Source organism: Thalassococcus sp. (assembly GCF_982780845.1).
This window is the reverse complement of record NZ_CEYADA010000008.1, coordinates 13,612-38,929: the sequence shown is the minus strand read 5'-3', so window position 1 is coordinate 38,929 and position 25,318 is coordinate 13,612. Positions and strand designations below refer to the sequence as shown.

26 protein-coding genes and 1 tRNA gene are annotated in these 25,318 nt (G+C 56.6%); 10 read left to right on the top strand and 17 right to left on the bottom strand.

Going from position 1 to position 25,318, the window contains the following annotated elements:
• Positions 1–239 precede the first annotated feature (239 nt).
• Positions 240–683, top strand: coding sequence for an MmcB family DNA repair protein (locus AC4FIA_RS10555; RefSeq protein WP_490365813.1), 444 nt, complete (start codon positions 240–242; stop codon positions 681–683).
• Here AC4FIA_RS10555 and AC4FIA_RS10550 read toward each other — a convergent pair.
• A complete protein-coding gene (locus AC4FIA_RS10550) occupies positions 661–861 on the bottom strand; it encodes a DUF6324 family protein (RefSeq protein WP_490365812.1) in 201 nt (66 codons plus the stop codon). The two genes, AC4FIA_RS10555 and AC4FIA_RS10550, sit on opposite strands and share 23 nt — an antisense overlap.
• A 197-nt stretch (positions 862–1,058) precedes the next feature.
• On the opposite strand from AC4FIA_RS10550, the gene AC4FIA_RS10545 reads away from it, so the two are divergent.
• Together AC4FIA_RS10545 and AC4FIA_RS10540 are read left to right on the top strand one after the other, a co-directional pair.
• Positions 1,059–1,135: transfer RNA gene (locus tag AC4FIA_RS10545), tRNA-His, on the top strand.
• A gap of 149 nt (positions 1,136–1,284) precedes the next feature.
• The gene (locus tag AC4FIA_RS10540; protein ID WP_490365811.1) at positions 1,285–2,136 is read left to right on the top strand and encodes a delta-class carbonic anhydrase; all 852 of its coding nucleotides are present in this window, start codon (positions 1,285–1,287) and stop codon (positions 2,134–2,136) included.
• Positions 2,137–2,208: 72 nt separating this feature from the next.
• Here AC4FIA_RS10540 and AC4FIA_RS10535 read toward each other — a convergent pair whose 3' ends face one another.
• Positions 2,209–2,508, bottom strand: coding sequence for a DUF6476 family protein (locus tag AC4FIA_RS10535; RefSeq protein WP_490365810.1), 300 nt, complete (start codon positions 2,506–2,508; stop codon positions 2,209–2,211).
• Between AC4FIA_RS10535 and AC4FIA_RS10530 the strand changes: the two genes are divergently transcribed.
• Entirely contained in the window at positions 2,507–3,535 is a 1,029-nt protein-coding gene (locus AC4FIA_RS10530) for an RluA family pseudouridine synthase (protein ID WP_490365809.1), read from the top strand. The two genes, AC4FIA_RS10535 and AC4FIA_RS10530, sit on opposite strands and share 2 nt — an antisense overlap.
• 2 nt (positions 3,536–3,537) lie before the next feature.
• Here AC4FIA_RS10530 and AC4FIA_RS10525 read toward each other — a convergent pair whose 3' ends face one another.
• Entirely contained in the window at positions 3,538–4,194 is a 657-nt protein-coding gene (locus AC4FIA_RS10525; protein ID WP_490365808.1) for a DUF4386 domain-containing protein, read from the bottom strand.
• A 266-nt stretch (positions 4,195–4,460) separates the two neighbouring features.
• On the opposite strand from AC4FIA_RS10525, the gene rpoH reads away from it, so the two are divergent.
• Both rpoH and AC4FIA_RS10515 read left to right on the top strand, forming a co-directional pair.
• Entirely contained in the window at positions 4,461–5,360 is a 900-nt protein-coding gene (rpoH, locus tag AC4FIA_RS10520) for an RNA polymerase sigma factor RpoH (protein ID WP_490365807.1), read from the top strand.
• A 118-nt stretch (positions 5,361–5,478) separates the two neighbouring features.
• Complete coding sequence (locus tag AC4FIA_RS10515) at positions 5,479–6,447, top strand: Gfo/Idh/MocA family protein (RefSeq protein ID WP_490365806.1); 969 nt, start codon at positions 5,479–5,481, stop codon at positions 6,445–6,447.
• A 79-nt stretch (positions 6,448–6,526) separates the two neighbouring features.
• On the opposite strand, the gene phaZ is transcribed toward AC4FIA_RS10515, so the two are convergent.
• Positions 6,527–7,801, bottom strand: a complete 1,275-nt coding sequence (gene phaZ / locus AC4FIA_RS10510; RefSeq protein ID WP_287474255.1) for a polyhydroxyalkanoate depolymerase — start codon at positions 7,799–7,801, stop codon at positions 6,527–6,529.
• Between the two features lie 105 nt (positions 7,802–7,906).
• Here phaZ and AC4FIA_RS10505 point away from each other — a divergent pair, with 105 nt between their 5' ends.
• The 3 genes from AC4FIA_RS10505 to phaR all read left to right on the top strand — a co-directional run bounded on the left by AC4FIA_RS10505 (position 7,907) and on the right by phaR (position 11,032).
• A complete protein-coding gene (locus tag AC4FIA_RS10505) occupies positions 7,907–9,718 on the top strand; it encodes a PHA/PHB synthase family protein (RefSeq protein ID WP_490365805.1) in 1,812 nt (603 codons plus the stop codon).
• Between the two features lie 143 nt (positions 9,719–9,861).
• Positions 9,862–10,308, top strand: coding sequence for a phasin, PhaP (locus AC4FIA_RS10500; protein WP_490365804.1), 447 nt, complete (start codon positions 9,862–9,864; stop codon positions 10,306–10,308).
• A gap of 169 nt (positions 10,309–10,477) precedes the next feature.
• The gene (gene phaR / locus AC4FIA_RS10495) at positions 10,478–11,032 is read left to right on the top strand and encodes a polyhydroxyalkanoate synthesis repressor PhaR (RefSeq protein ID WP_490365803.1); all 555 of its coding nucleotides are present in this window, start codon (positions 10,478–10,480) and stop codon (positions 11,030–11,032) included.
• A 13-nt stretch (positions 11,033–11,045) separates the two neighbouring features.
• Here the strand turns inward: phaR and AC4FIA_RS10490 are convergent, their stop codons facing one another.
• From AC4FIA_RS10490 to secG, 13 genes are all read right to left on the bottom strand, one after another.
• Positions 11,046–12,230, bottom strand: a complete 1,185-nt coding sequence (locus tag AC4FIA_RS10490; RefSeq protein ID WP_490365802.1) for a DegT/DnrJ/EryC1/StrS family aminotransferase — start codon at positions 12,228–12,230, stop codon at positions 11,046–11,048.
• A gap of 83 nt (positions 12,231–12,313) precedes the next feature.
• Entirely contained in the window at positions 12,314–13,618 is a 1,305-nt protein-coding gene (locus AC4FIA_RS10485) for an NAD(P)/FAD-dependent oxidoreductase (RefSeq protein WP_490365801.1), read from the bottom strand.
• Positions 13,619–13,621: 3 nt separating this feature from the next.
• The gene (locus AC4FIA_RS10480; protein WP_490365800.1) at positions 13,622–14,983 is read right to left on the bottom strand and encodes a glutamine synthetase family protein; all 1,362 of its coding nucleotides are present in this window, start codon (positions 14,981–14,983) and stop codon (positions 13,622–13,624) included.
• Positions 14,980–15,666 carry a type 1 glutamine amidotransferase gene (locus tag AC4FIA_RS10475; protein WP_490365799.1) on the bottom strand — a complete coding sequence of 229 codons (687 nt, stop codon included), beginning with the start codon at positions 15,664–15,666 and terminating at the stop codon, positions 14,980–14,982. Before AC4FIA_RS10475 ends, AC4FIA_RS10480 begins: the two co-directional genes overlap by 4 nt.
• Positions 15,667–15,719: 53 nt before the next feature.
• Entirely contained in the window at positions 15,720–17,054 is a 1,335-nt protein-coding gene (locus AC4FIA_RS10470) for a glutamine synthetase family protein (RefSeq protein ID WP_490365919.1), read from the bottom strand.
• A 126-nt stretch (positions 17,055–17,180) separates the two neighbouring features.
• Positions 17,181–17,987, bottom strand: a complete 807-nt coding sequence (locus AC4FIA_RS10465; RefSeq protein ID WP_490365798.1) for an ABC transporter permease — start codon at positions 17,985–17,987, stop codon at positions 17,181–17,183.
• Positions 17,984–18,820, bottom strand: a complete 837-nt coding sequence (locus AC4FIA_RS10460; protein ID WP_490365918.1) for an ABC transporter permease — start codon at positions 18,818–18,820, stop codon at positions 17,984–17,986. Before AC4FIA_RS10460 ends, AC4FIA_RS10465 begins: the two co-directional genes overlap by 4 nt.
• Before the next feature lie 108 nt (positions 18,821–18,928).
• Entirely contained in the window at positions 18,929–19,660 is a 732-nt protein-coding gene (locus AC4FIA_RS10455) for a transporter substrate-binding domain-containing protein (RefSeq protein ID WP_490365797.1), read from the bottom strand.
• Between the two features lie 34 nt (positions 19,661–19,694).
• Positions 19,695–20,471, bottom strand: a complete 777-nt coding sequence (locus AC4FIA_RS10450) for an ABC transporter ATP-binding protein (protein WP_490365917.1) — start codon at positions 20,469–20,471, stop codon at positions 19,695–19,697.
• A gap of 126 nt (positions 20,472–20,597) precedes the next feature.
• Positions 20,598–21,038, bottom strand: a complete 441-nt coding sequence (locus tag AC4FIA_RS10445) for a tellurite resistance TerB family protein (protein ID WP_490365796.1) — start codon at positions 21,036–21,038, stop codon at positions 20,598–20,600.
• A 37-nt stretch (positions 21,039–21,075) separates the two neighbouring features.
• A complete protein-coding gene (locus tag AC4FIA_RS10440; protein WP_490365795.1) occupies positions 21,076–21,846 on the bottom strand; it encodes a 23S rRNA (adenine(2030)-N(6))-methyltransferase RlmJ in 771 nt (256 codons plus the stop codon).
• Between the two features lie 166 nt (positions 21,847–22,012).
• Complete coding sequence (gene pyrG, locus AC4FIA_RS10435; protein ID WP_490365794.1) at positions 22,013–23,656, bottom strand: CTP synthase; 1,644 nt, start codon at positions 23,654–23,656, stop codon at positions 22,013–22,015.
• Between the two features lie 183 nt (positions 23,657–23,839).
• On the bottom strand, positions 23,840–24,220 hold the full coding sequence (gene secG, locus AC4FIA_RS10430) for a preprotein translocase subunit SecG (protein WP_103908759.1): 381 nt from the start codon (positions 24,218–24,220) through the stop codon (positions 23,840–23,842).
• A gap of 362 nt (positions 24,221–24,582) precedes the next feature.
• Between secG and AC4FIA_RS10425 the strand changes: the two genes are divergently transcribed.
• Complete coding sequence (locus AC4FIA_RS10425) at positions 24,583–25,317, top strand: hypothetical protein (protein ID WP_490365793.1); 735 nt, start codon at positions 24,583–24,585, stop codon at positions 25,315–25,317.
• Position 25,318: the final 1 nt, after the last annotated feature.

Below are 25,318 nucleotides of genomic sequence, written 5' to 3'. Positions count from 1 at the left end.
GACAGAGCCAACTCCCTCGGAATTGCTTAAGGCCACCGGAATGCAACCATTCACGGAAAGGGCAGTGCCTGCCTGAAGACCAGCTAAGTTGCCTGTGCCCTTTAGGCAAGGGGCTGGCGTGCAGATTTTTGCATTCGGACTGATCCTGCCTGTGCGAGCGCTACAGAATTCCCTACTTGTTAATGTTCGCGTAATGTTCTTTAATCGGACGTATGCAGGAAAACCCCGTCATAAACCTCATGCCCGGCCAGTTACTGGCCCGTGGTGTATGCCGCCATCTGGCGCAGGGGCATGGGTTTTCGGTGATCGAGGAATTCGTGCCGGAGCGGGGCCGTCGAGTGGACGTTATGGCGTTGGGTCCCAAGTCTGAAATCTGGGTGATCGAATGCAAATCCAGCCGCGCGGATTTTCAGTCTGACCAGAAATGGCAGGGCTATCTGGATTGGTGCGATCGCTACTTCTGGGCCGTGGACGATCAGTTCCCGACAGAGCTGCTGCCTGACGATACCGGCCTGATCATTGCCGATGCCTATGACGCCGAGGTGCTGCGTATGGCGCCAGAATCAAAACTGCCTGCCGCGCGTCGCAATGCATTGATCCGCAAGTTTGCGCATCATGCCGCCCGCAGGCTGCATACCCTTCGCGATCCTGAAGGGGCGCTTAGCGGCTTTTCTTCGATGTAAGCTTGCGTGCGGCTGCTGCAGCGGCACGGATTTCTTCCGCGATCTCTTCTGCCTCTTCCGGATCGAAATCCATCGGAATTTCCAGAGTGTCGCTGACGATAAACAGACGGACCATGCCCGCATCCGTCGGTCCGATCTGCAGATTGGCCTCGATGTCGCGTTCGGTATTGATACCCATGGGTCTGTCCTTGGAAGAAGATCAAAGTTTAGCGTTCTGCCGCACCTATCCAGAGTGGGGGCGAAAATCAAGCGGTGGCAGGTGACACCACGCGTTCGCGCAGGTTTTCCGAAAGCAAAAATGATCCCGTATCAGACAAATATCTTGCCCATTCGGTATTGCATTGGTGCGCCAGTGGCGTTACATCGCCCGCCAGTGCCGCCTTAGCTCAGTTGGTTAGAGCGCTGGATTGTGGATCCAGAGGTCCCCTGTTCGAGCCAGGGAGGCGGTACCATATTCCCCTTATGTTCAGAAACTGTGCAGTACCTTTTCAGTTAATTGCCCTGCACACGTTTAATGCGAATATAGTCAGAATAATTCTTGATAAAATTGCTCGGCTCACCGATCCAGTCCATCCATTTTAAACGTTAATTGGAGGGGACGATGAAGAAATCGTTTTTGACACCGGTAATCCTGGCAGCCAGCGTAACCACAGCATTTGCAGCAAGCGACGCAGCTACATCCGTTGGGGATGATGTTATCGCGGCACAGCGCGCCGCTTTGGCCGCATCAACAGACGGTGCCGGTTTCGGCCCGCAATCGCCGCGCGATATCTCGGCTGTAGATGGCACAAACACCCGCGTCTTTGAGGCCGCGCCTGCCTATACAGAGATGAACCTGTGCAACATCCACTTCCATGAGAATGCCGAACACAAGGGTGGTGAATTTACCACCTATGCCGGCAATGGCGATGGCGAAGGGTACGGCACCGGTTTCAAATACGACGGTGAACTGACCGAAGCGGAACTGGCCCCTTACGGTGAAACAGTGGGCGCTGGCGAACATGGCGATCTGGTGCCCGGCGACACGATCGAGCTGCACTACGTTCACACCACGGCCCAGATCACTCCGGGTGCAACACTGGGTTCGTGCCTGAGCGATTCCATCATGAACCCGCAGCTGCGCGTCGAAGCGCAGGTGTTTGTTCTGGTGAACGACGACTCGGCTGCGGATTTCGTTGAGCTGATGAAGCACGAAGTTGTCGACGGCTTCCATCAGGCGGTGAATATCCCCACCGATATGGGCGAGCCGGTGCAATATGCAGGCTCTACCACGGGTCCGGGCTACAACGAAAAGGGCTCGCCCCTGCAAGTGACCTGGAGCGTGCGCCCCAAGGTCATGAAGGTCAGCATTTCTTCTGTTGACGCATGGCTGAAGGATAACGCGTTTGACGAAGACCACGCACACGGCGTGCGCAATCTGGTGATCAATCCGGATCTGCTGTCGCCGATGTAATCGGTCCGATAGCCGGAAAAACGACCCCGTCGCAGATTGCGGCGGGGTTTTTCGTTTAATGGCCTGTGGCTTCTAATGGCCTGTGGCTTCGATCTGCACGGTCTGGCGCACTTGGCCGCCATCGCGATCAAAAATCAGGATCTGGTCGTCCGCTGTCACAATCGCATACCAGTCGCGGCCTTGGGTAAAGGCCTGCGCCTCTGTGCCGTCTGGCAGGCTGATGCCTTCGGGCAAAGTCAGGTCAGGTTGCTGGAAGCGGATGACAAACAGCGCGATGATCACTAGAAGGCCCGCAATCATGGTGCCGGTCAGGACCGTTACCAGAATTTTCAGAAACCGGACCTCGGGGGCCGGAGCAGGGGTGTCATCCATGTCGTCCATCCGCATAAGCGTTGTGATCGGGGCCAATCCGCCCGCACGTCTTGATAAGGCCCTTGCGCGCGATGTGCCAGAGGAGGCGTCGCTGTCGCGCACACGTCTTGGCCGTTTGATTGCGGACGGTCAGGTTATGAAGGGCGGCGCGGCCGTGACAGACCCCAAGGCCAAGGTGGCGGAAGGCGATGAATTCGAACTCGTTGTCCCGCAGGCCGAGGATGTTGAAACCCGTCCTGAAGATATTCCGCTGGATATTCTCTACGAAGACGAAGACCTGATCGTCGTCAACAAACCCGCTGGCATGGTGGTCCATCCCGCGCCCGGTTCGCCGTCCGGCACCTTGGTGAATGCGTTGCTGCATCATTTCGGCGGCAATCTGTCCGGCATCGGTGGTGAAAAACGTCCGGGCATCGTGCACCGGATCGACAAAGATACCTCTGGCCTTTTGGTTGTGGCCAAATCGGACCGCGCCCATCACGGGCTGGCCAAACAGTTCGAGGCGCATACCGTAGACCGTGCCTATCTGGCGCTTGCCTTTGGTGTGCCCGATGCGGCGGACCCGCGTCTGAAGGGCGTGCGCGGTGTGTCGTTCGAAAGTGGTGCGACTATCAAGATCACGACGAACCTTGCGCGCCACAAAACGGATCGTCAGCGGCAAGCGGTATATTTCGGCACAGGCCGTCACGCGATCACCCGCGCGCGGACGTTGGAAACCTTTGGCAACCCGCCGACGATGTCGCTGTTGGAATGCCGTCTGGAAACGGGCCGGACCCATCAGATTCGTGTGCACATGGCCCACACAGGTCATGGTCTGATCGGCGATCCGGTCTATGGCGGAAAGCGCAAGATCAGCGCCAAGGCGTTGTCGCCAGAGGCGTTGGAAGCGATAGGCGCCTTTGACCGCCAGGCGCTTCATGCCGCCCTTCTGGGCTTTATCCATCCGGCCACGGACGAAGAAATGACCTTCGAAGCCCCGCTGCCCGAAGACATGGCAGGGCTTCTGGAGGTATTGCGTAAGGGCTGACGTCAGACGCGCGCCTTGATCAGCAGCCAAAGGCAGAACGCGCTTTCTGCAATGAAGGGCAGAATGAACGCAGCCTCGTAGGTCGTCACATATGCAGGGAGGGCGACGCGGACGATGCCGCCCCCGATATAGATCAGGCCGGAAAGGAACAGACCGGTCAGGATCAAGGTCGGAACGCCATTGCGCGACCAAAGCGCGATTACCAAAAGCATGGTGCCGATGCCGAAAAAGATCAGGCCAATGTCATAGGCAATGGCGTGGCTTTCCAGCAGGACTGACACCAACGCAGGATCGGTGGTCACGATCAAAGGCACCGCTGCCAGCATCAGAACCCCTGTGCCAATCAGGGCTGCTTGCATCAGACGGAACACCATGGATGCAACAGCCAAGCTGGGCGAGGTGAAGCGGATCAGGCGGAACAGAATAACGGCAAGGCCAATATCCGCCGCCAGCATCGTGATGTCGCCAAGCAGGCTGATGCGGAACGTCCCCAGATTATGGGCAATGCCCGCGGCGGGAATGAATGACGCAAGCAGTGGGCCGCGCAGGATCATCTCGCTTGTGATGCCAGAAAAGATGATGACCAGATAAAGGACACCAGCCCAACGTTCGGGGCGCCACGTCGGGGCGCTATAGGATGTGTAGCTAATCGTTTGCATGACTGAATAATTCCATTGGGTTTCAAGATGCCCCCAGTTAGGCCAGCCCCGATCCGCTGGAAATTGCCCAAAATCGGACTTCACCCATGCAGAAATGCATAAGAGCGGTTGTAACACACAGCACAGGTGCTTGAGCGCACGGAAATAAGGGATCAATTCGCTGATTTCGGCGTTAAATAAACGAAACTCTTGGAAACGAGTGCTTGAAACCCCTCAGGTGGCCACCCATATGGATGTTAAGCCTGTAAACATTAGGAGGGATGGAGATGACAAGTAATTATAAAAACCTTCCGGCACCGTCCCCGGAAGCTGGCCTGAGCCGGTACCTTCAGGAAATTCGCAAGTTCCCTCTGCTAGAGCCGGAACAGGAATACATGCTGGCCAAACGCTGGGTCGAAGATCAGGATACTGAATCCGCCCATCAGCTGGTCACAAGTCACCTGCGTTTGGCGGCGAAAATCGCGATGGGTTATCGCGGCTATGGCCTGCCGCAGGCCGAAGTGATTTCCGAGGCCAACGTGGGCCTGATGCAGGCTGTGAAACGTTTCGACCCTGAAAAGGGCTTCCGCCTTGCGACCTACGCAATGTGGTGGATCCGTGCATCTATTCAGGAATACATCCTGCGGTCCTGGAGCCTTGTGAAGCTTGGCACCACGTCGGCCCAGAAAAAGCTGTTCTTCAACCTCCGTAAGGCCAAAAGCCGCATCGGCGCGCTGGAAGACGGTGACTTGCGTCCGGAACACGTGGAAAAGATCGCGAATGACCTGGGCGTGACCGAAGACGAAGTGATTTCGATGAACCGTCGTATGGCTGGTTCGGATGCATCGCTGAACGCGACGGTCGGCTCCGAAGGCGAAGGCACGATGCAGTGGCAGGATTGGCTGGAAGACGAAGACGCCGACCAAGCCGCGGATTACGAGGCGCGCGACGAACTTGAAACGCGCCGCGAGATGCTGGCCGAAGCCATGAGCGTTCTGAATGATCGTGAAAAGGACATTCTGGTCAAGCGCCGCCTGTCAGACAACCCGCTGACGCTTGAGGATTTGTCAGGCGAATACGACGTCAGCCGCGAACGTATCCGGCAGATCGAAGTGCGCGCATTCGAAAAGCTGCAAAAGCGGATGCGGGAATTGGCCAAAGAACAAGGTCTGCTACCTGCGGTATAGACTCTGTTAGCGATATCATTCAAAAACCGCCCGAGGATTTCGGGCGGTTTTTTTGTGCTGGTCCGAAATTATTTAAGATGTTAACTAAAATATCAGATATTTTGGAGGGGTAGTTACCATGACTGTAGTCCGTTGGGGCATTCTTGGCGCGGCGAATTTCGCCAAGGAACATATGGCACGCGCCATTCACGCCGCCGAAGGGGGCGAGCTGGCTGCTCTGGCAACATCTTCGGCCGAAAAGGCAGAAGGCTTCAAAGCATTTGCGCCTGACTTGAAGGTTCACAGCAGCTATGACGCGCTGCTGGAAGACCCCGATATTGATGCGGTCTACATCCCGCTGCCCAACCATTTGCATGTTGAATGGACATTGCGCGCGGTCGCCGCGGGCAAGGCGGTGCTGTGCGAAAAGCCGATCGCGATGAACGCGAATGAAATCGACCGCCTGATCGAAGCACGCGATGATGCCGGTGTTCTGGTGGCCGAGGCCTATATGATCGTGCATCATCCGCAGTGGCGCAAAGCACGCCGATTGCTGCACGAAGGCAAGATCGGTACGCTTGTCGATACGCAGGTGCGTTTCAGCTTTAACAACCCCGATCCAGAAAACATTCGCAACCAAGCCAACACAGGTGGCGGCGGCCTGCCGGATATTGGCGTCTACGCCTTTGGGTCGGTGCGCTACGTCACCGGTGAAGAGCCCGAGGAAATCCTTGGCACGGATGTGGCTTGGGAAAACGGCGTCGATACGCGGGCGCACGTTACGGCGCGCTTCCCGTCGTTCCACTACACAGGCATGGTATCGACCCGCATGTCGCCTTTCCAGGAGGTGCTGTTCCACGGAGACGAGGGCGTCATCCGCCTGACAGCCCCGTTCAACGCAGGCGTCTACAGCCAAGCCGAAGTGCATCTGCAAACCCCTGATGGCACCGTGACGACATGGCGTTTCCCGAACGTGAATCAATACGTTCTGCAGGTCGAAGCCTTCAACCGTTCGGTTTCGGACAAGGTCGTGTATCCGTGTCCGCTCGAATTCTCGAAGGGAACGCAGCGGATGATCGACATGGTCTATGAGGCAGCTAAAGCCTAATACTGCGACCCTGAAAGCATAAAAAAACCGGCTGTATCAAACGATGCAGCCGGTTTTTTCAATGTGTCTTATGCGTTTGTCAGGCGACGTTTTTATTCGCCGGTTTTTTCGCTGGGGGCGTTGTGCCCGAGTTCTGATCGATAAAGTCCAGAACCAGCGGACGGATGTTGTTGCGCCAGCTGTTGCCCGCGAAAATACCGTAGTGGCCAGCGCCTTCTTCGACGTGGAACGCTTTTTTGCTGTCGGGCAGGCCGGTCAGCAGATCAAGCGCCGCAACGCATTGGCCAGGGGCCGAGATATCGTCTTTGGAGCCTTCAACCGTCTTCACAGCGACGGTTGTGATTTTGCCGATGTCGACCTTGTGGCCAGCAACCACGAATTCGTTTTTGGCAATCTCGCGCTTTTTAAAGACGCGATCGACCGTCGATAGGTAGAATTCCGCAGCCATGTCCATGACCGCCAGATATTCATCGTAGAACTTGTTGTGGTGGTCGTGATCCGACGCTTCGCCGCGAACGATGCGGTTGATCTGGTCGTTGAACGCTTTCGAATGGCGTTCTGCGTTCATAGACATGAAGGACGACAGCTGAAGCAAGCCCGGATACACGCGGCGACCTACGCCTTCGTATTTGAAGCCAACGCGCTGGATCATCATTTCTTCCAGCTGGCCCATGGTCACGCGGCGGCCAAAGTCGGTTACTTCGGTGGGGGCGGCATCGGGATCGATGGGGCCACCGATCAACGTCAGGCTGCGCGGCTGTGCATCGGGTTCGATTTCAGCAAGGTAGGCCGTGGCCGCCAACGTCAGTGGGGCAGGCTGGCAAACAGCGATGACATGGGTGTCAGGGCCGAGGTGTTTCATGAAGTCTACAAGGTACAAAGTGTAGTCTTCGATATCGAACTTACCCGCACTTACAGGAATGTCTCTCGCATTATGCCAATCAGTGACATAGACTTCACAATTAGTGATGAGGGATTTCACCGTCGAACGGAGGAGCGTCGCGTAATGGCCGGACATGGGGGCAACGAGCAAAATCTTGCGCGGCTGCACTGGTCTGCCAGACACTTCAAAGTGGATAAGATCACCGAAGGGACGTTCAACCACGTGTTTGATGTTCACCAGATGGTCTTTGCCGTCGTCACAGGTAAAGGATCCCAGACCCCAGTCGGGTTTGGCCACCATACGTTCAAAGCTGCGTTCTGTGATGTCGCCCCAAGCGGCCATCCACTGGATCGCAGGGTTGGGTACCATCGCCATGAGCGGATAGGATGCAAAGGTCTTGGCCGTCGCGCCAAGCCACTGGTTCGTATTTCGAACCGTTTCCATCATGTCGTACGTCGCCATATAGCGCATGGTGTTACTCCTTTACATGCACCTTACGGTGCGCCGATTACCAACAGGATTGCAGGCAAAACGGGTTTTCTGCATAGCAGAAGAGCGTAGGGAGGATTTCGTCCAATGGCAACTGAGACCATAGAAGAAGGTCAAAACACCGCAGACCTTGATCAATTTCAGCGCAACATGGTCAAGGTTGAAGAGCTCTCTCAACGTCTGATTGCTGCTTTGCAGAAAAAAGAGACGGTGAATGCTGCACTGCACGGACCGAATCAGGAATTGTACGCCAAGGCGATGAAAGCCTACTGGCACGAGTGGATGACGAACCCCACAAAGGTTCTGGAACACCAGATCGAATACTGGGGAAAATCTGTTCTTCATTTTGTCGACGCGCAAAAGGCGCTGGCCAGTGGCAAGTTGAAAGCGCCCGAGAATCCGGGCCCGAAGGACCGCCGCTTCAGCAATCCGCTGTGGGACACGCATCCCTATTTCAATTTCATCAAGCAGCAGTACCTGATTAACGCAGCCGCGATTGAACAGGCGGTTGACGACGTTGAAGATATCGAACCGGTCGAAAAGCGCCGGCTGAATTACTTTGCCCGCCAGATCGTCGATATGATGTCGCCGACCAATTTTCTGGCGACAAACCCTGATGCGCTTGAAAAAGCAATTCAGACTGAAGGCGAAAGTCTGGTCAAAGGTCTGGAAAACCTGATCGCGGATATCGAGGCGAACAAGGGCGAGATGCTTGTGCGCCTGTCTGACGACAGTTCGTTCAAGATCGGCGAGAACATCGCAACAGCCAAGGGCGAGGTCGTGTTCCGCGACCGTATGATGGAGCTGATCCAGTATTCGCCGACCACCGACGAGGTGCGCGAAACGCCGATCATTCTGTTCCCGCCGTGGATCAACAAATTCTACATTCTCGACCTGAAGCCTGAAAACAGCTTTATCCGCTGGGTCGTCGATCAGGGATATACGCTGTTCGTGGTAAGCTGGGTCAATCCCGATGCCACGTACAAAGATGTGGGCTTGGATACCTACATCGAAGAAGGCTACCTGACCGCGATCGAAGAGGTCAAAAAGCTGACCAAGCAGCCCAAGGTCAACGCCATTGGTTACTGTATCGCGGGCACAACGCTTAGCCTGACGCTGTCGCTGATGAAAAAGCGTGGCGACAAGTCGGTCAAATCGGCGACTTTCTTCACCACCCTCACTGATTTCAGCGAACAGGGCGAGTTCACGCCCTTTCTGCAGAACGATTTCATCGATGGAATCGAGGAAGACGTGACCGAGCACGGGCTGCTGCGTTCATTTATTATGGCGCGAACATTCAGTTTCCTGCGCTCAAACGATCTGATCTATCGTCCGGCCATTCGCAGCTACATGATGGGCGAAACGCCCCCTGCGTTCGATCTGTTGTTCTGGAACGGCGATGGTGCCAACCTTCCGGCGCGCATGGCGATCGAGTATCTGCGCGGGTTGTGTCAGGATAATCGTTTTGCGGATGGCGGGTTCGAGCTGATGGGCGAAACCCTGAACCTGAAAGACGTCGACGTGCCATTGTTTGCCGTGACCTGTGAAAACGATCACATCGCCGCATGGAAAGACTGTTATCGCGGCGTCCAGAAGATGGGGTCAAAGAACAAGACCTTCGTTCTGTCTGAATCCGGCCATGTCGCGGGCATCGTGAATCCGCCGAACAAGAACAAGTACGGCCACTACGTGAACGAAGACCTTAAAGCGTTGCCGGATGAATGGCAGGAAAAAGCGGACTACCACAAAGAATCCTGGTGGCCGGTTTGGGAAAAATGGATCGCCAAAAAGTCCGGTAAATGGGTGCCCGCACGGCAGCCAGGAGATTCGAAACATCCGTCTTTGGGGCCTGCTCCGGGCGAGTATGTGAAGGTCAAGGCACGCGCTGAAGGCGAATAAAGCTTAAAAATCCGATGGTTCGCAGATTTTTTCTGCACCGCAGCAAAAACACTTGAAATGCTGCAGTGCAGCACGTATGTTATTTGCAGCTGCAGAGAAACGCAGGGTGGTCCTGCCAGACGCAAGCCAAAAGGATTTGAAAGATGGCCAACACACAAGACTTTACTGCGATGATGAAAGACATGATGGGCGCATTCCCGGTTGACACAGCTGCGATGGAAGATGCCTTCAAAACAACAGCAACTCTGAACGAGAAGCTTTCGACAGTTGCGATCGACGCTGCGACAAAATCCAGCGAGATCTCGACAAAATGGACAAAAGACACACTGTCCAAGATGGCTGACATCTCGAAAGCAAAAGCAGAGCCTGCTGACTACGCAAAAGCAATGACTGACTTTGCTTCCGCACAGGCTGAAATGGCTGCCGAGCACATGGCTGCTTTCGCTGAAGTTGCGAAGAAAGTTCAGGTGGACACAGTCGAACTGATGATGGCTGCTGGCAAAGACTTCTCCGAAGAAGCAACAGCCGCAGTTAAAAAAGCTACTGCAGAAGCGACCGCGACAGCGAAAAAAGCCGCAACTGCTAAGTAAGTTTACCAGTTCCTTTTACCAGTATTTGCGCCTCTCCTCCTCCCTTTAATGGCGCAAATCTTATGGCGGGCCGCATGGCCCGCCTTTTTTGTTTGCATCAAGTGACTTGCTCTAATGTTCTGCAAGTGCAAAGCTTTGTTGCACCTGCAGGATGGATTGGGAGGATTCCGTGGCCGAAACCGATAAGCCGTTGCTGATCAAGCGATATGCCAGCCGCCGTCTGTATAATACCGAAACCAGCGATTACGTGACGCTGGAGGATATTTCCGGATTTATCCGTGATGGACGGGACGTGAAGATTGTTGACCTGAAGTCAGGCGATGACCTGACACGACAATATCTTCTGCAAATCGTCGCCGAACATGAAAGCAAGGGCGAAAGCGTTCTGCCGATCAACGTGCTGACCGATCTGGTTCGCAGCTATACGACACAGGCGACGTCGGTTGTGCCACAATTCCTTGCGCAAAGCTTTGAAATGTTCCGAGACAGCCAAAGCAAATGGGTCGAGAACGTCAACGCGATGAACCCGATGGCCAGTGTGCCGGGCTTTGAAGCGATGCAAGCGCAGCAAGAAGCCTTCCTGAAAGCCATGACCGGTGGCATGGGGTCACAGTGGTCCGCGCCCCAAACTGAAAAAGAAGACGCGGCAGAAGGCGACGATCTGGACTCGATCAAGCGCGAACTGGCCGAGCTTCAAAAGAAGCTGGCCAAGTTCAGCGACTGATAAGGATTTCGGTTCAGGTGCCGTACGCCTGAACCGGCCCAGTGGCCAGTTCAGCTGCCGTCAGCAGCGCCTGTGCGACCTCATCACATTCGGCCAAAGTTAGTCGGGCAGGCAGCCGCGTGTCGCAAGCCCGCATCAACATGGCGCGCGTGTTCGGCAGTTCGATCTGTTCCGGAAGAAATTCCCAGTTCCAGAAGGCACGCGCGTTGTTCGTGCTCAGGCCAAACACCTGCACCTTGATCCCGCGTTCGTCGGCATGGGCCACGAACGCTCGGACTTCGTCATCCGACATATTGCGAAGGTTAAACTGGATCGAATCCGGCGCACGGGTTTCGGGGCCGAGCGGATCAGGCACGTCGATCCAGGGCGATGTGTTCAGTTGTGCCGCTACATGATCATGGTTGCGGCGGCCATCGGCCACACGACGCGCCAGATGCGGCAATTGCGGGCGGATGACTGCGGCAGACAGGTTGGAGAGGCGCACGTTGTAAAGCGGCAGCTTGTTCTGCCACTTCTCGACCGCCTCGTGCAGCACGTTGTGCTTTTTCCAATTCGCCTCATAAGCGCCGGACATAATGATCGCACGGGCCACCAGATCGGCGTCGTTCGTTACCATCAAGCCGCCTTCGCCAGCGTTGATCAGTTTGTAGCTTTGGAACGAAAAGCACCCGATCTTGCCGATGGTGCCGATCTTGCGCCCGTTCCACAGCGTCCCGAGGCTGTGAGCGGCGTCCTCGACCACCGGAATATTGCGCGCATCACACAGCGCCATGATCGCATCCATATCCGATGTATGGCCGCGCATATGGCTGATGATCACGGCATCGACCGTATCCAGCTTGCGTTCGAAATCGGCCAGATCGACGCGATAGTTGTCGCCGACCTCGCACAGCACGGGGATGCATTCGGCATGCACCACCGCCGACGGAACGGCGGCAAAGGTAAAGGCGGGGATCATCACGCGGGCATCGCGGGGCAGGCCAAGTGCCTTGAGTGCGATGAACAAAGCGGCAGAGCAGCTCGATACCGCCAGCGCGTATTTCATGCCCAGTGCTTCGGCGAATTCCTGTTCCAGCAAAGTGACGGGGCTGTCTTCTGGCGCCGTGTATCGAAACAGATCGCCGGATTGAAGCAGTCGATCAATTTCGGCACGGGCCTCGGCCGGGATCGGTTCTGCATCGTGCATATTCGAAGTCATTGCTGGCTCCTAACTGTCCTTAACCATTTGTAGTTTGCCAAAGGCAATCCGCCAAGCGTTAAGAATTGACCGTTTTGTAACGCCTACAGACCGATCCGGTCCCGCAATGCGAACCATGTCATGGCCAGCGCCAAAAGCGGGCTGCGGAAGGCACCGCCACCGGGGAAGGCGGGCAGGGGAACCAATGCCAATGCATCGAAACCCGCCGCCTGTCCTTGGATCGCTTGCGCCATCAACTGGCCTGCGTGCACCGCAGTGCCAACGCCATGGCCGGAATAGCCCGACGCTGACAGCATATTCGGGGCAGGGCGGGTCAGGTAAGGCATGCGTTTGCGCGTGATCGCCAGCGTGCCGCCCCATGCGTAGTCCAGTTTGACGTCTTTCAGCTGCGGGAAAACCTCAAGCATCGGTTTGGACACGACCGCACGGATATCGGAGGGGAATTTGTAGCCATAGCTTTCGCCACCACCGAACAACATCCGTCCATCGTCGCTCAGACGGAAGTAGTTCACAACGAACTTGGAGTCCGCGACGGCAACATCCTTTGGCATGATCTCCTGCGCGCGATCCCCCAGCGGTTCGGTCGCGACAATGAAGTTGTTGATGGGCATCACCCGCGCGGCGACCTTTTGTTCAAGGCCACCCAGATAGCCGTTTGCAGCAAGGATCACATGATCGGCGACAACACGGCCTGCATCGGTCTGGACCGTGATCTGCGCACCTTTCTGAATGTGGTGCACATGACTGCGTTCATAAATCGTGGCACCGGCAGATTGCGCCGCACGCGCCAGCCCGAGCGCCAATCGCAAAGGGTGCAGGTGCGCGGCGTCATGATCCAGTATACCGCCAGTATACAACGGCGATCCGCAGACCTCGCGCAGCGCTTTCTGATCCAGAACCTCGATCTGGTCATAGCCGTATGCGCGCCGCATGTGATCTGCGTAGTCGTGCAGATACTTAACGTCAGAGGCCTTGGTGCCCGTCCACGCCACACCGGGTTTGATCTGGCAATCGATCTGGTGTTTCGCAATCAGGGATTTAACCAGCGCCTTGGCGTCTTCCCCCAGATCCCAAAGCTGTTTCGCGTGATCTGTGCCCAACATCTTTTCCAGCGTGAACTGGTCCATACGCTGGCCTGATCCCAACTGACCACCATTGCGCCCCGACGCGCCAAAGCCTACGCGATGCGCCTCTAGCAAGACGACGTTCATACCGGCCTCGGCCAGATGCAAAGCCGAACTCAGGCCCGTATATCCACCGCCGATGATGCAAACATCCGCCCTCACTTCGCCTTTCAGGGGCGGGCATTCGGGCAGCGGCGTAGCCGTGGCGGCGTAGTAGCTGGACGGGTATTCGCCGCGCCGGTCGTTGGAAAACAGCAGGTCCATTCGTCAGACGTTCAGCAGCAGGTGTTCGCGTTCCCACGGGCTGATCACTTGCAGGAATTCTTCGTATTCGGTGCGTTTCACGATGGAATAGACGCGCGCAAATTCCGGCCCCAGAATTTCGTGCAGTTCTTTGGCCTCGTCAAATTCGTCCAATGCCTGTCCCAGAACGCGGGGGATATCGCCTTCGCCTTCATAGGCGTCGCCGCGGAATTGTTTCGACGGGCGCACTTCGTTCTTGATGCCAAGATAGCCACAAGCCAGCGATGCCGCGATGCCCAGATAGGGGTTACAATCCATGCCCGCCAGACGGTTTTCGACGCGGCGGCTGACAGGGCCGGACAGCGGAATACGGATGCCGGTCGTGCGGTTGTCGCGGCCCCATTCCAGATTGATCGGCGCGGCGTGGTCTTTGACGTAACGGCGGTAGGAATTCACGTAAGGGGCCAGAACGGCGATGGCCGCCGGCATGTATTTCTGCAAGCCGCCGATGAAGTAGTAAAACGCATCCGTTTCCCCGCCTTGCGGCCCCGAGAACAGGTTTTCGCCGGTTTCGATATCAAGGATCGAATGGTGGATGTGCATAGCCGATCCGGGTTCGTCGGCAATGGGTTTCGCCATGAACGTGGCAAAGCAATCATGGCGCAGCGCGGCTTCGCGGATCAGGCGTTTGAAGTAGAACACCTCGTCTGCCAGCTTGACCGGATTGCCGTGACGCAGGTTGATTTCCAGCTGGCCAGCGCCGCCTTCCTGCGTGATGCCGTCGATTTCAAAACCTTGCGCTTCGGCAAAGTCATAGATGTCGTCGATCACGGGGCCGAATTCGTCGACAGCCGTCATCGAATAGGCCTGACGCGCGGCAGCAGGGCGGCCTGAGCGACCCATCATCGGCTGGATGGATTGCGCCGGATCAAGGTTGCGGGCGACCAGATAGAATTCCATCTCGGGTGCGACGACGGGCTTCATACCCTCTTTGTTATAAAGCTCGACCACGCGTTTCAGCACGTTGCGCGGGGCAAACGGGATCGGGCGTTCTTTGCGGTCATAGGCGTCGTGGATCACCTGAAGCGTCCAGTCCCCCGTCCACGGTGCGGCTGTGGCTGTGGACATGTCTGGCTTCAGGATCATGTCGCGTTCGATAAAGCCTTCGTTTTCGTCGGCCGCTTCACCCCAATCGCCCGTAATCGTCTGGTAAAAGATCGAGTCCGGCAGGTGGAAATAGTCTTGGCGTGCAAACTTGGATGCGGGCACGGCCTTGCCTCGGGCAATGCCGGGCAGGTCCGAGATGATGCATTCGACCTCATCCAGTTTTTGCCCCTCAAGAAAGGTTTGCGCTGCCTCTGGCAGGGTTTCGATCCAGTCGCTCATGAAAAAGGCTCCTCGCCGCGAAAGAAACGGGCGAATTGTTTGGCCATCCGTGCGCTATCCAGCGTTTGGCCCAGTTCTTGTTTGGCGGCGTCCAGTTGGGTGTCAGGCACCACACCGCGTCCGCGCGTGTCGATCAGCCCGCCGACGAAGGTATCGCCGAATTCGGGATGTGGCTGAACCGTATAGGCTTTTTGCCCATAAAGCAGCGCGGCATTTTCGCAAAAATCGTTCCGTCCCACCACCTTGGCCTCGGGCGGGGTTTGAACCACCTGATCCTGATGCCACGCGTGAATGCGCATTTTGCCTTCGGGCATATCGTATTCGGTGGGGCCAACGGCCCAGCCGCCGGCGAACTTTTCCACCTTTCCCCCCAGCGCCTGCGCGATGATTTGGTGACCGAAACAGACGCCAACCATAGGGGTTCCGCGTGCATAGGCGTCGCGGATCAGATCCTCAAGCGGGGGGATCCAGTCGTGATCTTCATAGACCCCGTGCTTTGATCCAGTGATCAACCACCCGTCAGCGGCGTCCGCGCCGGATGGGAACTGGTTTTGCACGACAGAATATGTATCGAACTCAAACCCTTCATCCGCCAGAAGTTTGGCGAACATATCAGGGTATTCACCGGTTTCAGACACGAGTTCAGTTGGTGCCAGTCCGGTTTGCAGTATGCCGATTTTCATGAATCACACATGGGATGTCCTGAGGGCCAAGTTAGGCGTCGTGCCTGCCCCCGTCAAACGGTGTCGAGATAGATTTCCACCTGCTCGGTCGGGGAAAGTTCGGCCATGTAGAACAGCTCTTGTTTCTTGGTCAGAACGAAGTTGCGTATCAGTTCTTTAGAGAAGATGCGCGGCATTTCAGGGCTGGCCTCAAAGCGGTCGATGGCGGTTTGCCAATCGGTGGGCATATGCTCCATCTCTTGGGCATAGGCGTTGCCATTGATCGGTGCAGGCGGCTCTTTGCCGTCTTCGATCCCGTTCAACGCGGCACCCAGGATTGCGGCAAGGCTGAGGTATGGGTTCACGTCCCCACCTGCGACACGGTGTTCGATACGACGCGCGGCGGGGCTGCCTGACGGAATACGGATTGCGGCGGTGCGGTTTTCATACGCCCAGCACAATCCGGTCGGGGCATGGGCGTCAGGCACAAGGCGGTCGTAAGAATTCAGATGCGGTGCAAAGACCAGCGCAGAATCCTGCATCGCGTTCAGGCAACCGGCTACGGCGTGGCGCAGGGTGTCGGTGCCTTTGGGGCCGCCATCGTCGAATACGTTTTTGCCCTCTTCATCCAGAACAGAGAAATGCGTGTGCATGCCGGAACCCGCGTAATCCTCATAGGGTTTCGCCATGAACGAGGCCGCAAAGCCGTGGCGACGCGCCAGACCGCGCACCAGCATTTTGAAAAGCCATGCATCATCTGCCGCGCGCAGGGCATCTTCGCCGTGCATCAGGTTGATTTCGAACTGGCCCAGACCTGCTTCGGAAATCGCGGTGTCGGCGGGAATGTCCATCGCTTCGCAGGCGTCATAGAGATCGGTGAAGAACACGTCGAACTGATCCAGCGCGCGGATCGACAGGGTTTCTGCAGCCTTGCGGCGTTTGCCCGAGCGGGGGGAAATCGGCACTTCCAGCTTGCGACCGGAGTCGTCGATCAGAAAGAACTCAAGCTCCATCGCGACGCATGGCGTCAGACCGCGCGCCTTGTAGCGTTCGATCACCGCACGCAGGGCCTGACGGGGGTCGCCATCGTAGGGTGTTCCGTTTTCATGAAACATCCAGATCGGCAGAAGGGCAGTGGGCGCCTCGAGCCACGGCATCGGGATAAAGCCACGATCGGTCGGACGCAGAACGCCATCACGGTCGCCGGATTCAAACACCAGCGGACTGTCGTCGATATCTTCGCCCCAGATGTCCAGGTTCAGAACCGAAAGCGGAAAGCGCGTGCCATCTTCGACAACCTTATCCGCAAAGCGCGTCGGGACCCGTTTGCCACGGGGCTGGCCGTTCAAGTCACAGGCCGCGACGCGGATTGTTCTGATTTGGGGATTTTTGCGAAGATAGTTCTTGATGGTCGCGTTGGACATTGGTGGCTCGTATAATTTGATCAAATTATTGATAGCGTCGATATGAGTCATCTGGCAAGCTTTGTGTTGCCAAAGAAAACAGCACCCTTTCCGGTTTGCCTGTTTTGCAGGCTATCGGATCAGGTTCATGCGCGGCTTGATCTTGCTGCGGCGATTTTCCGGCAGGTGACGGTTCAGTCGGCGGTTCATGATGCCGAACAGACCGATGATCACCAAGGTCAGCAGAATGAAATAGCCCGCAAGAATGGGGTAGGGCACGAACGGGTTGAACGTTTTGTCGGCAAAGTAGTTCGCGTAATACAGCGCGTCGCCCCGCTGTTGCCACGCGGGAAAGCCCGAGAAAAAGACAAGCGTCGTCGAATGGAACAGAAAGATCGCTTCGTTCGTATAGGCGGGCCACGCAAGGCGCAGCATGGTGGGCCACGTGATGCGTTTGAACCGTGACCAACCTGTCAGGCCATAGGCATCTGCGGCCTCGATATCGCCCTTGGGGATCGATTGCAGCGCGCCATAGAAAATCTCGCCTGAATAGGCGGCGGTGTTCAGGAATAGAACGATCAGCGCGCCCAGCCATGCGGATGTGAACATGTCAAAGAAGGGGCTGACCTGTTTCAGCGATAGGAACAGGAAGTAGGCAAAGAAGAACTGGATGAACAGCGGCGAGCCACGGAATATAAAGATGAACCAGTCCGAGATTTTGCGGATTACAGGGTTCTTGGATGCCTTGCCCATCGCCACAGCTGTCGCCAGAGCAAAGCCCGATGCCAGTGCCAGAACGCCGAAGTAGATATTCCACAGCAGGCCCGATCCGATCAGCGTGAACTGCTGGCAGAGCGTGAACCCTTCACGCGGCAACAGGCGTTCGCCATAGCCGATAGACCGCAGGCCGTAGTCAGCGATTGTTTCCCAACAGCTCATACCGCCGCCTTCCGTTGTGCTTCGCCAGCGGCGGTGGCTTGGCCTTTGGTCAGGCGGGCCATGATGCGGTCCAGAACGACCTCGGACACTTTGGTGAAGCTCAGGTAGAAGATCAGCAGCGCAAAGAAGTACCACATGCGCCAGTCGCCATGGGGATAGTCGGTGAACCGCGCCGTTTTTGCGCCACCCAGTTCGCGGGCCCAATAGACGATGTCTTCGATACCAAGCAGGAACAGCAGCGGCGTTGCCTTGATCAGCACCATCCACAGGTTCGACAGGCCGGGCAAGGCATAGACCCACATCTGCGGCACAAGAATGCGCCAGAACGTCTGACGGCGCGACATGCCATAGGCCTCGGCTGTTTCGATCTGGGCGCGGGGAACGGCCTTCATCGCGCCATAAAGCACGTTGGCCGCAAAGGCGCCAAAGACGATTGAGAAGGTCAGGACGGCAAGGAAAAAACCGTAGGTTTCATGCATCCACTGTGGCGAGGTGCCCAATGGCAGTTTGGCTGCTGCGCAGACCACGAAATCATTGCCTTGGCGGATGGGCTCATCCCAATCGGGGCACTTCAACTGATGGCGCAGCCACTCGAACGCTTGGTCCAAGGCGATGACGAAAAACAGGAAAAAGGCGATGTCGGGCACGCCACGCACAATCGCGATATAGCCTTTGCCAAGCCAGCTGAGCGGCAGAAACCGCGACCGCGCAGCGCTCGCGCCACCAAAACCGAAGGCCAGCGCCACAGGTGCCGTGATGGACAAAAGCAAAAGAACCGTGCCAACCGACACGTAAAGCGCCATGTGCTTGCCCGTGGTCAGGTAGCACAGCATCCAATTGAAGCCGGACAGTATGCTCGGGTCGGTACAATCCACGGCGGCAAGAACCTTTGGCGCAAAAAACGGGAAAGGCCGCGACGGGCCTTTCCCTATGTCAGAAGATTAGAACGTTGCCGAACCGGGCAGCCATTCTTCGATCAGGGCGTTCAGCGAACCGTCTGCCTTCATCGAGTCGATCGCGGCCGAGAATTTCTCTTTCAATTCGGTGTCGCTTTCGCGGATGCCCATGCCGATGCCGCCGCCCAGAAGGACGTCTTCACCAACGATGGCCACGTCAGCGGATTCTTCCGCGATGGGCGACAGGTATGCTTTGTCCGCCAGAACCGCGTCTGCTTCGCCGTTGCGAACCGCTGCAATGGTTTCGTCGGGTGTCGCGAACTCAACCAGCGTCGCGCCGGAAGACGCGATGTGGCTGGCTTGGATTGTGCCGGCCTGTGCCGCGATCACGCCACCTGCGAAATCAACGGACGCGCCATCCAGTGCCAGATAGGCGGACGGATCGGGCTGTGTGTAGTTCGACGTGAAGTCGATGACTTCGTCACGCTCGGCTGTGATCGACATACCCGCGATGATCGCATCGTAGTTGCCCGACACAAGGTTCGGAATGATCGAATCCCAGTCGTTTGTTACCCACTCGCAGGTCAGTTCGGCGCGCTTGCACAGCTCGTCGCCCAGAACGCGTTCAAAGCCGTCGACTTCGCCGGCATCGTTCAGGAAGTTGTACGGAGGGTAGGCGCCTTCGGTGCCCAGACGTACAGTTTTGGCATGGCCTTCAGCGAAAACCGCGCCTGCGGACACAGCCAGTGCCGCCGTCGCAATAATAAGTTTCTTCATGTGTCTCTCCCAGTGTCTTGGTCGCCGCGAAAATTTACGCAGGCATTGTAGAGCTCAGAAAACCGCGCAGGCGTTCCGAACTTGGGGACCCGAATAGGCGTTCAGGTGCCCCTTCTTCCTCGATCAGGCCCTGATGTAGAAACACGACATGATCACTGACGTCAGCCGCCATTTTCATGTCATGTGTCACGATCAGCATCGTCCGGCCTTCACTGGCCAGATCTTTAATAACCTTCACGACTTCTTGTTCCAGTTCCGGATCTAGGGCGGAAGTGGGTTCGTCAAACAGCAAAGCTTCGGGTTCCATGCACAAAGCGCGTGCAATGGCGGCGCGCTGCTGTTGGCCACCTGACAGTTCGGCGGGATACGCTTCGGTTTTGGCCCCGATCCCGACCTTATGCAGATAACCACGCGCCTTTTCTTCAACCTCTTTTTTGTCCCGTCCCAGTACGGTGACAGGGGCTTCCATGACATTTTCCAGAATGGTCATGTGCGCCCAGAGGTTAAACTGTTGAAACACCATCGACAGGTTTGTGCGGATACGCATCACCTGCTTGGTGTCGGCCGGATGACGATCCGAGCCATGTGTTTTCCAACGAACGGGTTCGCCTTTGAACAGGATGTCGCCCTTCTGGCTGTCTTCCAGAAGATTACAGCACCGCAAAAGCGTGGATTTGCCCGAACCCGAAGACCCGATCAGCGACACGACGTCACCGCGCTTGGCGGTGATATCGACGCCTTTCAGAACTTCCAGCGATCCATAGCTTTTGTGCAGATCGCGGATTTCAATGACTGGAGCGGGTTGGTTCACTTTCGGCGCGTTCGTATTGGTTTCGGTTGGCGCAAGCATGGTTCAAGTCAGGAGGTATTTGCAACGCGCAATATGTGACAGTTGCAGGTTATTGACCCGATAATCAATTTTACGTCGCGGCGCGACTTAATTCGAGGCGCTCACCCTTTGACGTGCGCGCGCGCTTTCCTGATCTGTCACGCCCAAAAGACCGGATACCAGCCGGACAAGCGAATCTTCTGAGGCGTCGCGCCCACCATCGGCCAGAACCACCTCCCACAGTGCTTCGATCACGGTGATCCGCGTCTCGAACGGGACTGCATTCTTGATGGCGCGGGTAAAGCGCACGGTGTCAGGGGCTTCGGATTCCAGCTGCTCGGCATCCTTGGCAAGCGTTTCTGCCTCTACGTCGTTCAGATCATAACGATGGGCCAGAACGTCCAGAATTTTGCTACGTTCCGCTGGGCTGAAATGCCCGTCAGAACGTGCAACGCGCACCAAAAGGGCAGAGACCGCAAGGCGGGCATCAGGGTCAGCCAGCGGTTGCGGGCTGGGCGAAGTCAGGCGCTTTAGAAAATCTGCAAACATATGATGTACCTAATCGCGATATCGGGTTTTCCAAGCTTCAGAGGCGGGCAAAGATCGCTTCGATCTTTTTGATCTTGTCTGTCAGCCCGTAGGGCGGGTTCACGAGGAACATGCCTGACCCGACCATCCGGTGGCCTTCCCGAACCGGCGGAAAGCGGACTTCGCTTTTCAACGCGTCGGGAAATTTTTGTTCCAGGGATTTGATCATCGGCTTGTGCGCTGCGCTGGTCAGAATCGGATACCACAGCGCCAGAATGCCGACGTTCCATTTCTGGGCGATCTGGCCAAAGAACTTGGGCAGATAGCTGTAGTCGTCCTTTATTTCCCATGACGGATCGCACAGCAGCAAACCGCGACGGGGCATTGGGGGGCACAGGCTAATCGCGGTTTCAAAGCCGTCGCGATTATAGATATTAGCGCCCCTGATGGTATTCCTCAGTGCGGCGTGTTCCTGTGGGTGCAGTTCGGACAGATGCACCGTATCGGTCGGGCGCAACAACGCCTTCGCGATCAAAGGAGAGCCCGGATAGGCGTTTGCGCCATGTTCATTGCGGATGCGTGCAAGCGTCTGGCGATAAGGATGGTCGCTGGGCAGCGCATCCTCCAGACGTGCTACACCGCCAGCTGCTTCTTGCGTTTTCTGTGCCTCGTCGCCCGACAAATCATACAGCGCACGGCCCGCGTGGGTTTCCATGTAGCTGATGGGTTTGTCTTTCAGCGTCAGATAGGCAAGCACATCCGCCAGAATGGCGTGCTTGTGAACATCGGCCAGATTACCGGCATGAAAGGCGTGTTGATACGATAGCATGCTGGCCTGTTAGCTTTTTCGAGTGGCCGACACAACGCTAGCCGCGCGCGAAGGCACGGCGCAACTTGGCTAAGTACGACTGTTTAAGGATTTCGGGACGAGAAAGTCAAAAAGGCGGCCCTGATGGCCGCCCTTGGGGGTGTCGGACGGCCTGTGATGGACGTGTTTAAACCAGTCGGGAAATGTCCTTGGCCGCGCGGATGAAATCTTTGAACAGCGGATGCGGCGCAAAGGGTTTGGACTTCAGTTCCGGGTGGAACTGAACGCCGATGAACCACGGGTGGTCTTTCCATTCCACAATCTCGGGCAGTTTGCCGTCCGGCGACATACCCGAGAACTGAAGACCGCATTCTTCCAGCTTGTCCTTGTAGGAAATGTCGACCTCATAACGGTGACGGTGGCGTTCATCGATGGCTGTCGTGCCATAGATTTCCGCCACTTTGGACCCTTCGGTCAGAACCGCGTCATAGGCACCAAGGCGCATTGTGCCGCCTTTGTCATCAGCCACGGAACGATTGACCTTTTCGTTGCCCTGAACCCATTCCTTAAGGTGGTAAACGACTGGTTCAAAACGTTTTTTTCCAGCTTCGTGGTCGAATTCTTCCGAGCCCGCGCGGTCCATGCCAGCCACGTTCCGCGCCGCTTCGATAACCGCCATCTGCATACCCAGACAAATGCCCAAGTAAGGCACATTGTGTTCACGGGCGAACTGGGCGGCTTTGATTTTGCCTTCGGTCCCACGTTCACCAAAACCACCGGGAACAAGGATCGCGTGGTAGCCTTGCAGATGCGGTGTCGGATCTTCCTTGTCGAAGATTTCCGCATCCACCCATTCGATGTTCACTTTTACACGGTTGGCCATGCCTCCGTGTGTCAGCGCCTCGGCGATGGATTTGTAAGCATCTTCCAGCTGGGTGTACTTGCCGACGATGGCGACGTTGACCTGACCTTCGGGGTTGTAGATGCGGTCTGCCACATCTTCCCAACGGGTCAGGTTCGGGCGTGGGGCAGGGTTGATCTGGAACGCGTCCAGAACAGCCTGATCCAGACCTTCGCGATGATAGGCCAGCGGGGCCTCGTAGATCGATTTCAGATCCTGCGCTGCAATCACGGCGTCAGGGCGCACGTTACAGAACAGCGCCAGTTTTTCGCGTTCTTTGCGGGGGATCGGGCCTTCGGACCGGCACACCAGAAGATCAGGCGCCAGACCGATGGAACGCAGTTCCTTAACCGAGTGCTGTGTCGGCTTGGTTTTCAGCTCACCCGAGGCCTTGATGTAGGGCAGCAGCGTCAGGTGCATGAAAATACATTCGCCGCGGGGTTTGTCTTGGGAAAACTGGCGGATGGCTTCGAAGAAGGGCAGACCTTCGATGTCGCCCACGGTGCCGCCGATTTCACACAGCATGAAATCGACTTCGTCTTCGCCGATCGAGATGAAATCCTTGATCTCGTTCGTGACGTGCGGAATCACCTGAATGGTTTTGCCCAGATAGTCGCCGCGACGCTCTTTCTCCAAAACGTTGGTGTAGATGCGGCCGGACGAGATCGAGTCGGTCTTGCGCGCGGGAACGCCTGTGAAACGTTCGTAGTGGCCCAGATCAAGGTCGGTTTCCGCGCCATCGTCTGTTACGAAAACTTCGCCATGTTCAAAAGGCGACATCGTGCCGGGATCGACGTTCAGGTAGGGATCAAGCTTTCTCAGTCGAACCGAATATCCGCGTGCTTGCAGCAAAGCACCCAGCGCCGCCGATGCAAGTCCCTTCCCCAAAGAAGAAACAACACCGCCAGTAATAAAGATAAAGCGTGCCATGTGGCCCGAACCCCGTGATTTTCTTGCCATTTCGTTGAGCGATTGAAGGCAATTTACGCCCTCCCACGGTCCACTCAGACCGCAGCATCACGGGATTTAAGCTATAGAGGATTCGCAGCACTCTGTCTACCCAACCGCAAGATGCTGTTGCGGTTGGTTATCGTTCCTCAATGTATGGTGGTTTTAGTCCGCGCGCGGAACCAGCGGTGCGTCGCCGGTGTCGCCCGCAGAGGGCGGCGGCAGCAGGCCGTCAGTGTCCAGACCCGGCAGCGAGCTGTCGGTTTCTGCGGCAGGCGCAGTCGCACCGCCAAGACGATCCATAACAGACACGCCAGAGGCTTTGGATGCAGCAATCACTGTCAGTGTCAGCGTGGTGCAGATAAAGGCGACGCCAAGAATCCAGGTCAGTTTGCCAAGAGCTGTCCCCGCAGAACGGGCCGATACGGCACCGCCGCCGCCACCGCCGCCCATGCCAAGGCCGCCTCCTTCGGAACGTTGCATAAGAACAACGCCGATCAGCGCAAGCGCCAGCAACAGGTGGATGACGAGAATGACGTTTTCCATTGGGACCTGACCAAGAATTTCGGATGCGGCGCTGTGTAGGGCATAGATGCGGATGGCGCAACCCACCTATCGGCGCAGTACCAAGCAACATCTATGCATGCAAATGGCCTCTTCAACCCGAGGCCGCGCGTTTCGCCGGAACGTGATTGAAATGAGGTCGCGTTCAGACGTTATCATACCCAAGGACGAGGTTGTTTCATGGGGCGACGGTAAAAATCGCGAAAAAACGCGGGTTTTGCCCAGGTTGGCTTAATTCGTGCTTTGTCCTAGCGTGTTCTCGATAGGCAGAATGCCGCTTCCGGATGTTGAGCCTTGGGCGGTTACAGCCTACTGATCCCTGACGTTGATGTGGAAATGATAAAATGAAAAATTCGACTATCGCTCTCTTGTTCGGGGCCTTTTCATTGGCGGCTTGTGGCGGCGGTGGTGGTGGCGGATCGACGTCCACCGGTACAGGTGGTGGTGGCGTTACGCCCGATCCCGAATTTGGCGACAACCTTCCGGCCCAATTCGATTCCCTTTCCGCGTCGGTGAACAACCCTGTCGATGAAACTGACCTTGCAGAGGAAACGGCCCTGACAGGGACTGCGACAATGTCGGGCAACTTATATGTGCCGACAGACGCGGACGCCGTGAACATTATTGTCGGCGATATGTCGGGCACGTTCTTTTTTGACTCAAACACGCTGACGGCCTCGGCAACGAACTTCAACGAATACGAGACCGCGGTGGATTTGGATGCTGATGACAACCCGATTGTTGGCACAGAAGAAGCCACACTACTCTACAGCTTTGATGGAACGGTCAGCGGGACAGGGTCGGTCAACCGTGGCGCTGGTAGTCAGGGCAACACGACGTTTACAATTCCTTTGGCCGGAACTCTGACGGGCACCCGCACCTTTGAAACAGGGGGTGAGGCCGGGTTCAGCGCAGCTGTCGACGTTACTGGCGAAGGCGCGTTCTTCCAGCAAGGAACGGTTCTTTTGGCGAATGGCGTTTTGACATCCGGCACCATTGTTTTTGATGTCGATGGGCAGGCAACCGATTTGATCATCGATGTCGCCGATCTGAACACATTGGTTCTGATGGGCGAATGAT

What these genes read in the sequence shown, in the direction of transcription:
- AC4FIA_RS10555 (WP_490365813.1), top strand. Translation starts at nt 240, where the DNA reads ATGCCCGGCCAGTTACTGGCCCGTGGTGTATGCCGCCATCTGGCGCAG.
- AC4FIA_RS10550 (WP_490365812.1), bottom strand. Translation starts at nt 861, where the DNA reads ATGGGTATCAATACCGAACGCGACATCGAGGCCAATCTGCAGATCGGA.
- AC4FIA_RS10540 (WP_490365811.1), top strand. Translation starts at nt 1,285, where the DNA reads ATGAAGAAATCGTTTTTGACACCGGTAATCCTGGCAGCCAGCGTAACC.
- AC4FIA_RS10530 (WP_490365809.1), top strand. Translation starts at nt 2,507, where the DNA reads ATGTCGTCCATCCGCATAAGCGTTGTGATCGGGGCCAATCCGCCCGCA.
- AC4FIA_RS10535 (WP_490365810.1), bottom strand. Translation starts at nt 2,508, where the DNA reads ATGGATGACACCCCTGCTCCGGCCCCCGAGGTCCGGTTTCTGAAAATT.
- AC4FIA_RS10525 (WP_490365808.1), bottom strand. Translation starts at nt 4,194, where the DNA reads ATGCAAACGATTAGCTACACATCCTATAGCGCCCCGACGTGGCGCCCC.
- rpoH (WP_490365807.1), top strand. Translation starts at nt 4,461, where the DNA reads ATGACAAGTAATTATAAAAACCTTCCGGCACCGTCCCCGGAAGCTGGC.
- AC4FIA_RS10515 (WP_490365806.1), top strand. Translation starts at nt 5,479, where the DNA reads ATGACTGTAGTCCGTTGGGGCATTCTTGGCGCGGCGAATTTCGCCAAG.
- phaZ (WP_287474255.1), bottom strand. Translation starts at nt 7,801, where the DNA reads ATGCGCTATATGGCGACGTACGACATGATGGAAACGGTTCGAAATACG.
- AC4FIA_RS10505 (WP_490365805.1), top strand. Translation starts at nt 7,907, where the DNA reads ATGGCAACTGAGACCATAGAAGAAGGTCAAAACACCGCAGACCTTGAT.
- AC4FIA_RS10500 (WP_490365804.1), top strand. Translation starts at nt 9,862, where the DNA reads ATGGCCAACACACAAGACTTTACTGCGATGATGAAAGACATGATGGGC.
- AC4FIA_RS10490 (WP_490365802.1), bottom strand. Translation starts at nt 12,230, where the DNA reads ATGACTTCGAATATGCACGATGCAGAACCGATCCCGGCCGAGGCCCGT.
- AC4FIA_RS10485 (WP_490365801.1), bottom strand. Translation starts at nt 13,618, where the DNA reads ATGGACCTGCTGTTTTCCAACGACCGGCGCGGCGAATACCCGTCCAGC.
- AC4FIA_RS10480 (WP_490365800.1), bottom strand. Translation starts at nt 14,983, where the DNA reads ATGAGCGACTGGATCGAAACCCTGCCAGAGGCAGCGCAAACCTTTCTT.
- AC4FIA_RS10475 (WP_490365799.1), bottom strand. Translation starts at nt 15,666, where the DNA reads ATGAAAATCGGCATACTGCAAACCGGACTGGCACCAACTGAACTCGTG.
- AC4FIA_RS10465 (WP_490365798.1), bottom strand. Translation starts at nt 17,987, where the DNA reads ATGAGCTGTTGGGAAACAATCGCTGACTACGGCCTGCGGTCTATCGGC.
- AC4FIA_RS10460 (WP_490365918.1), bottom strand. Translation starts at nt 18,820, where the DNA reads ATGCTGTGCTACCTGACCACGGGCAAGCACATGGCGCTTTACGTGTCG.
- AC4FIA_RS10455 (WP_490365797.1), bottom strand. Translation starts at nt 19,660, where the DNA reads ATGAAGAAACTTATTATTGCGACGGCGGCACTGGCTGTGTCCGCAGGC.
- AC4FIA_RS10445 (WP_490365796.1), bottom strand. Translation starts at nt 21,038, where the DNA reads ATGTTTGCAGATTTTCTAAAGCGCCTGACTTCGCCCAGCCCGCAACCG.
- AC4FIA_RS10440 (WP_490365795.1), bottom strand. Translation starts at nt 21,846, where the DNA reads ATGCTATCGTATCAACACGCCTTTCATGCCGGTAATCTGGCCGATGTT.
- pyrG (WP_490365794.1), bottom strand. Translation starts at nt 23,656, where the DNA reads ATGGCACGCTTTATCTTTATTACTGGCGGTGTTGTTTCTTCTTTGGGG.
- secG (WP_103908759.1), bottom strand. Translation starts at nt 24,220, where the DNA reads ATGGAAAACGTCATTCTCGTCATCCACCTGTTGCTGGCGCTTGCGCTG.
- AC4FIA_RS10425 (WP_490365793.1), top strand. Translation starts at nt 24,583, where the DNA reads ATGAAAAATTCGACTATCGCTCTCTTGTTCGGGGCCTTTTCATTGGCG.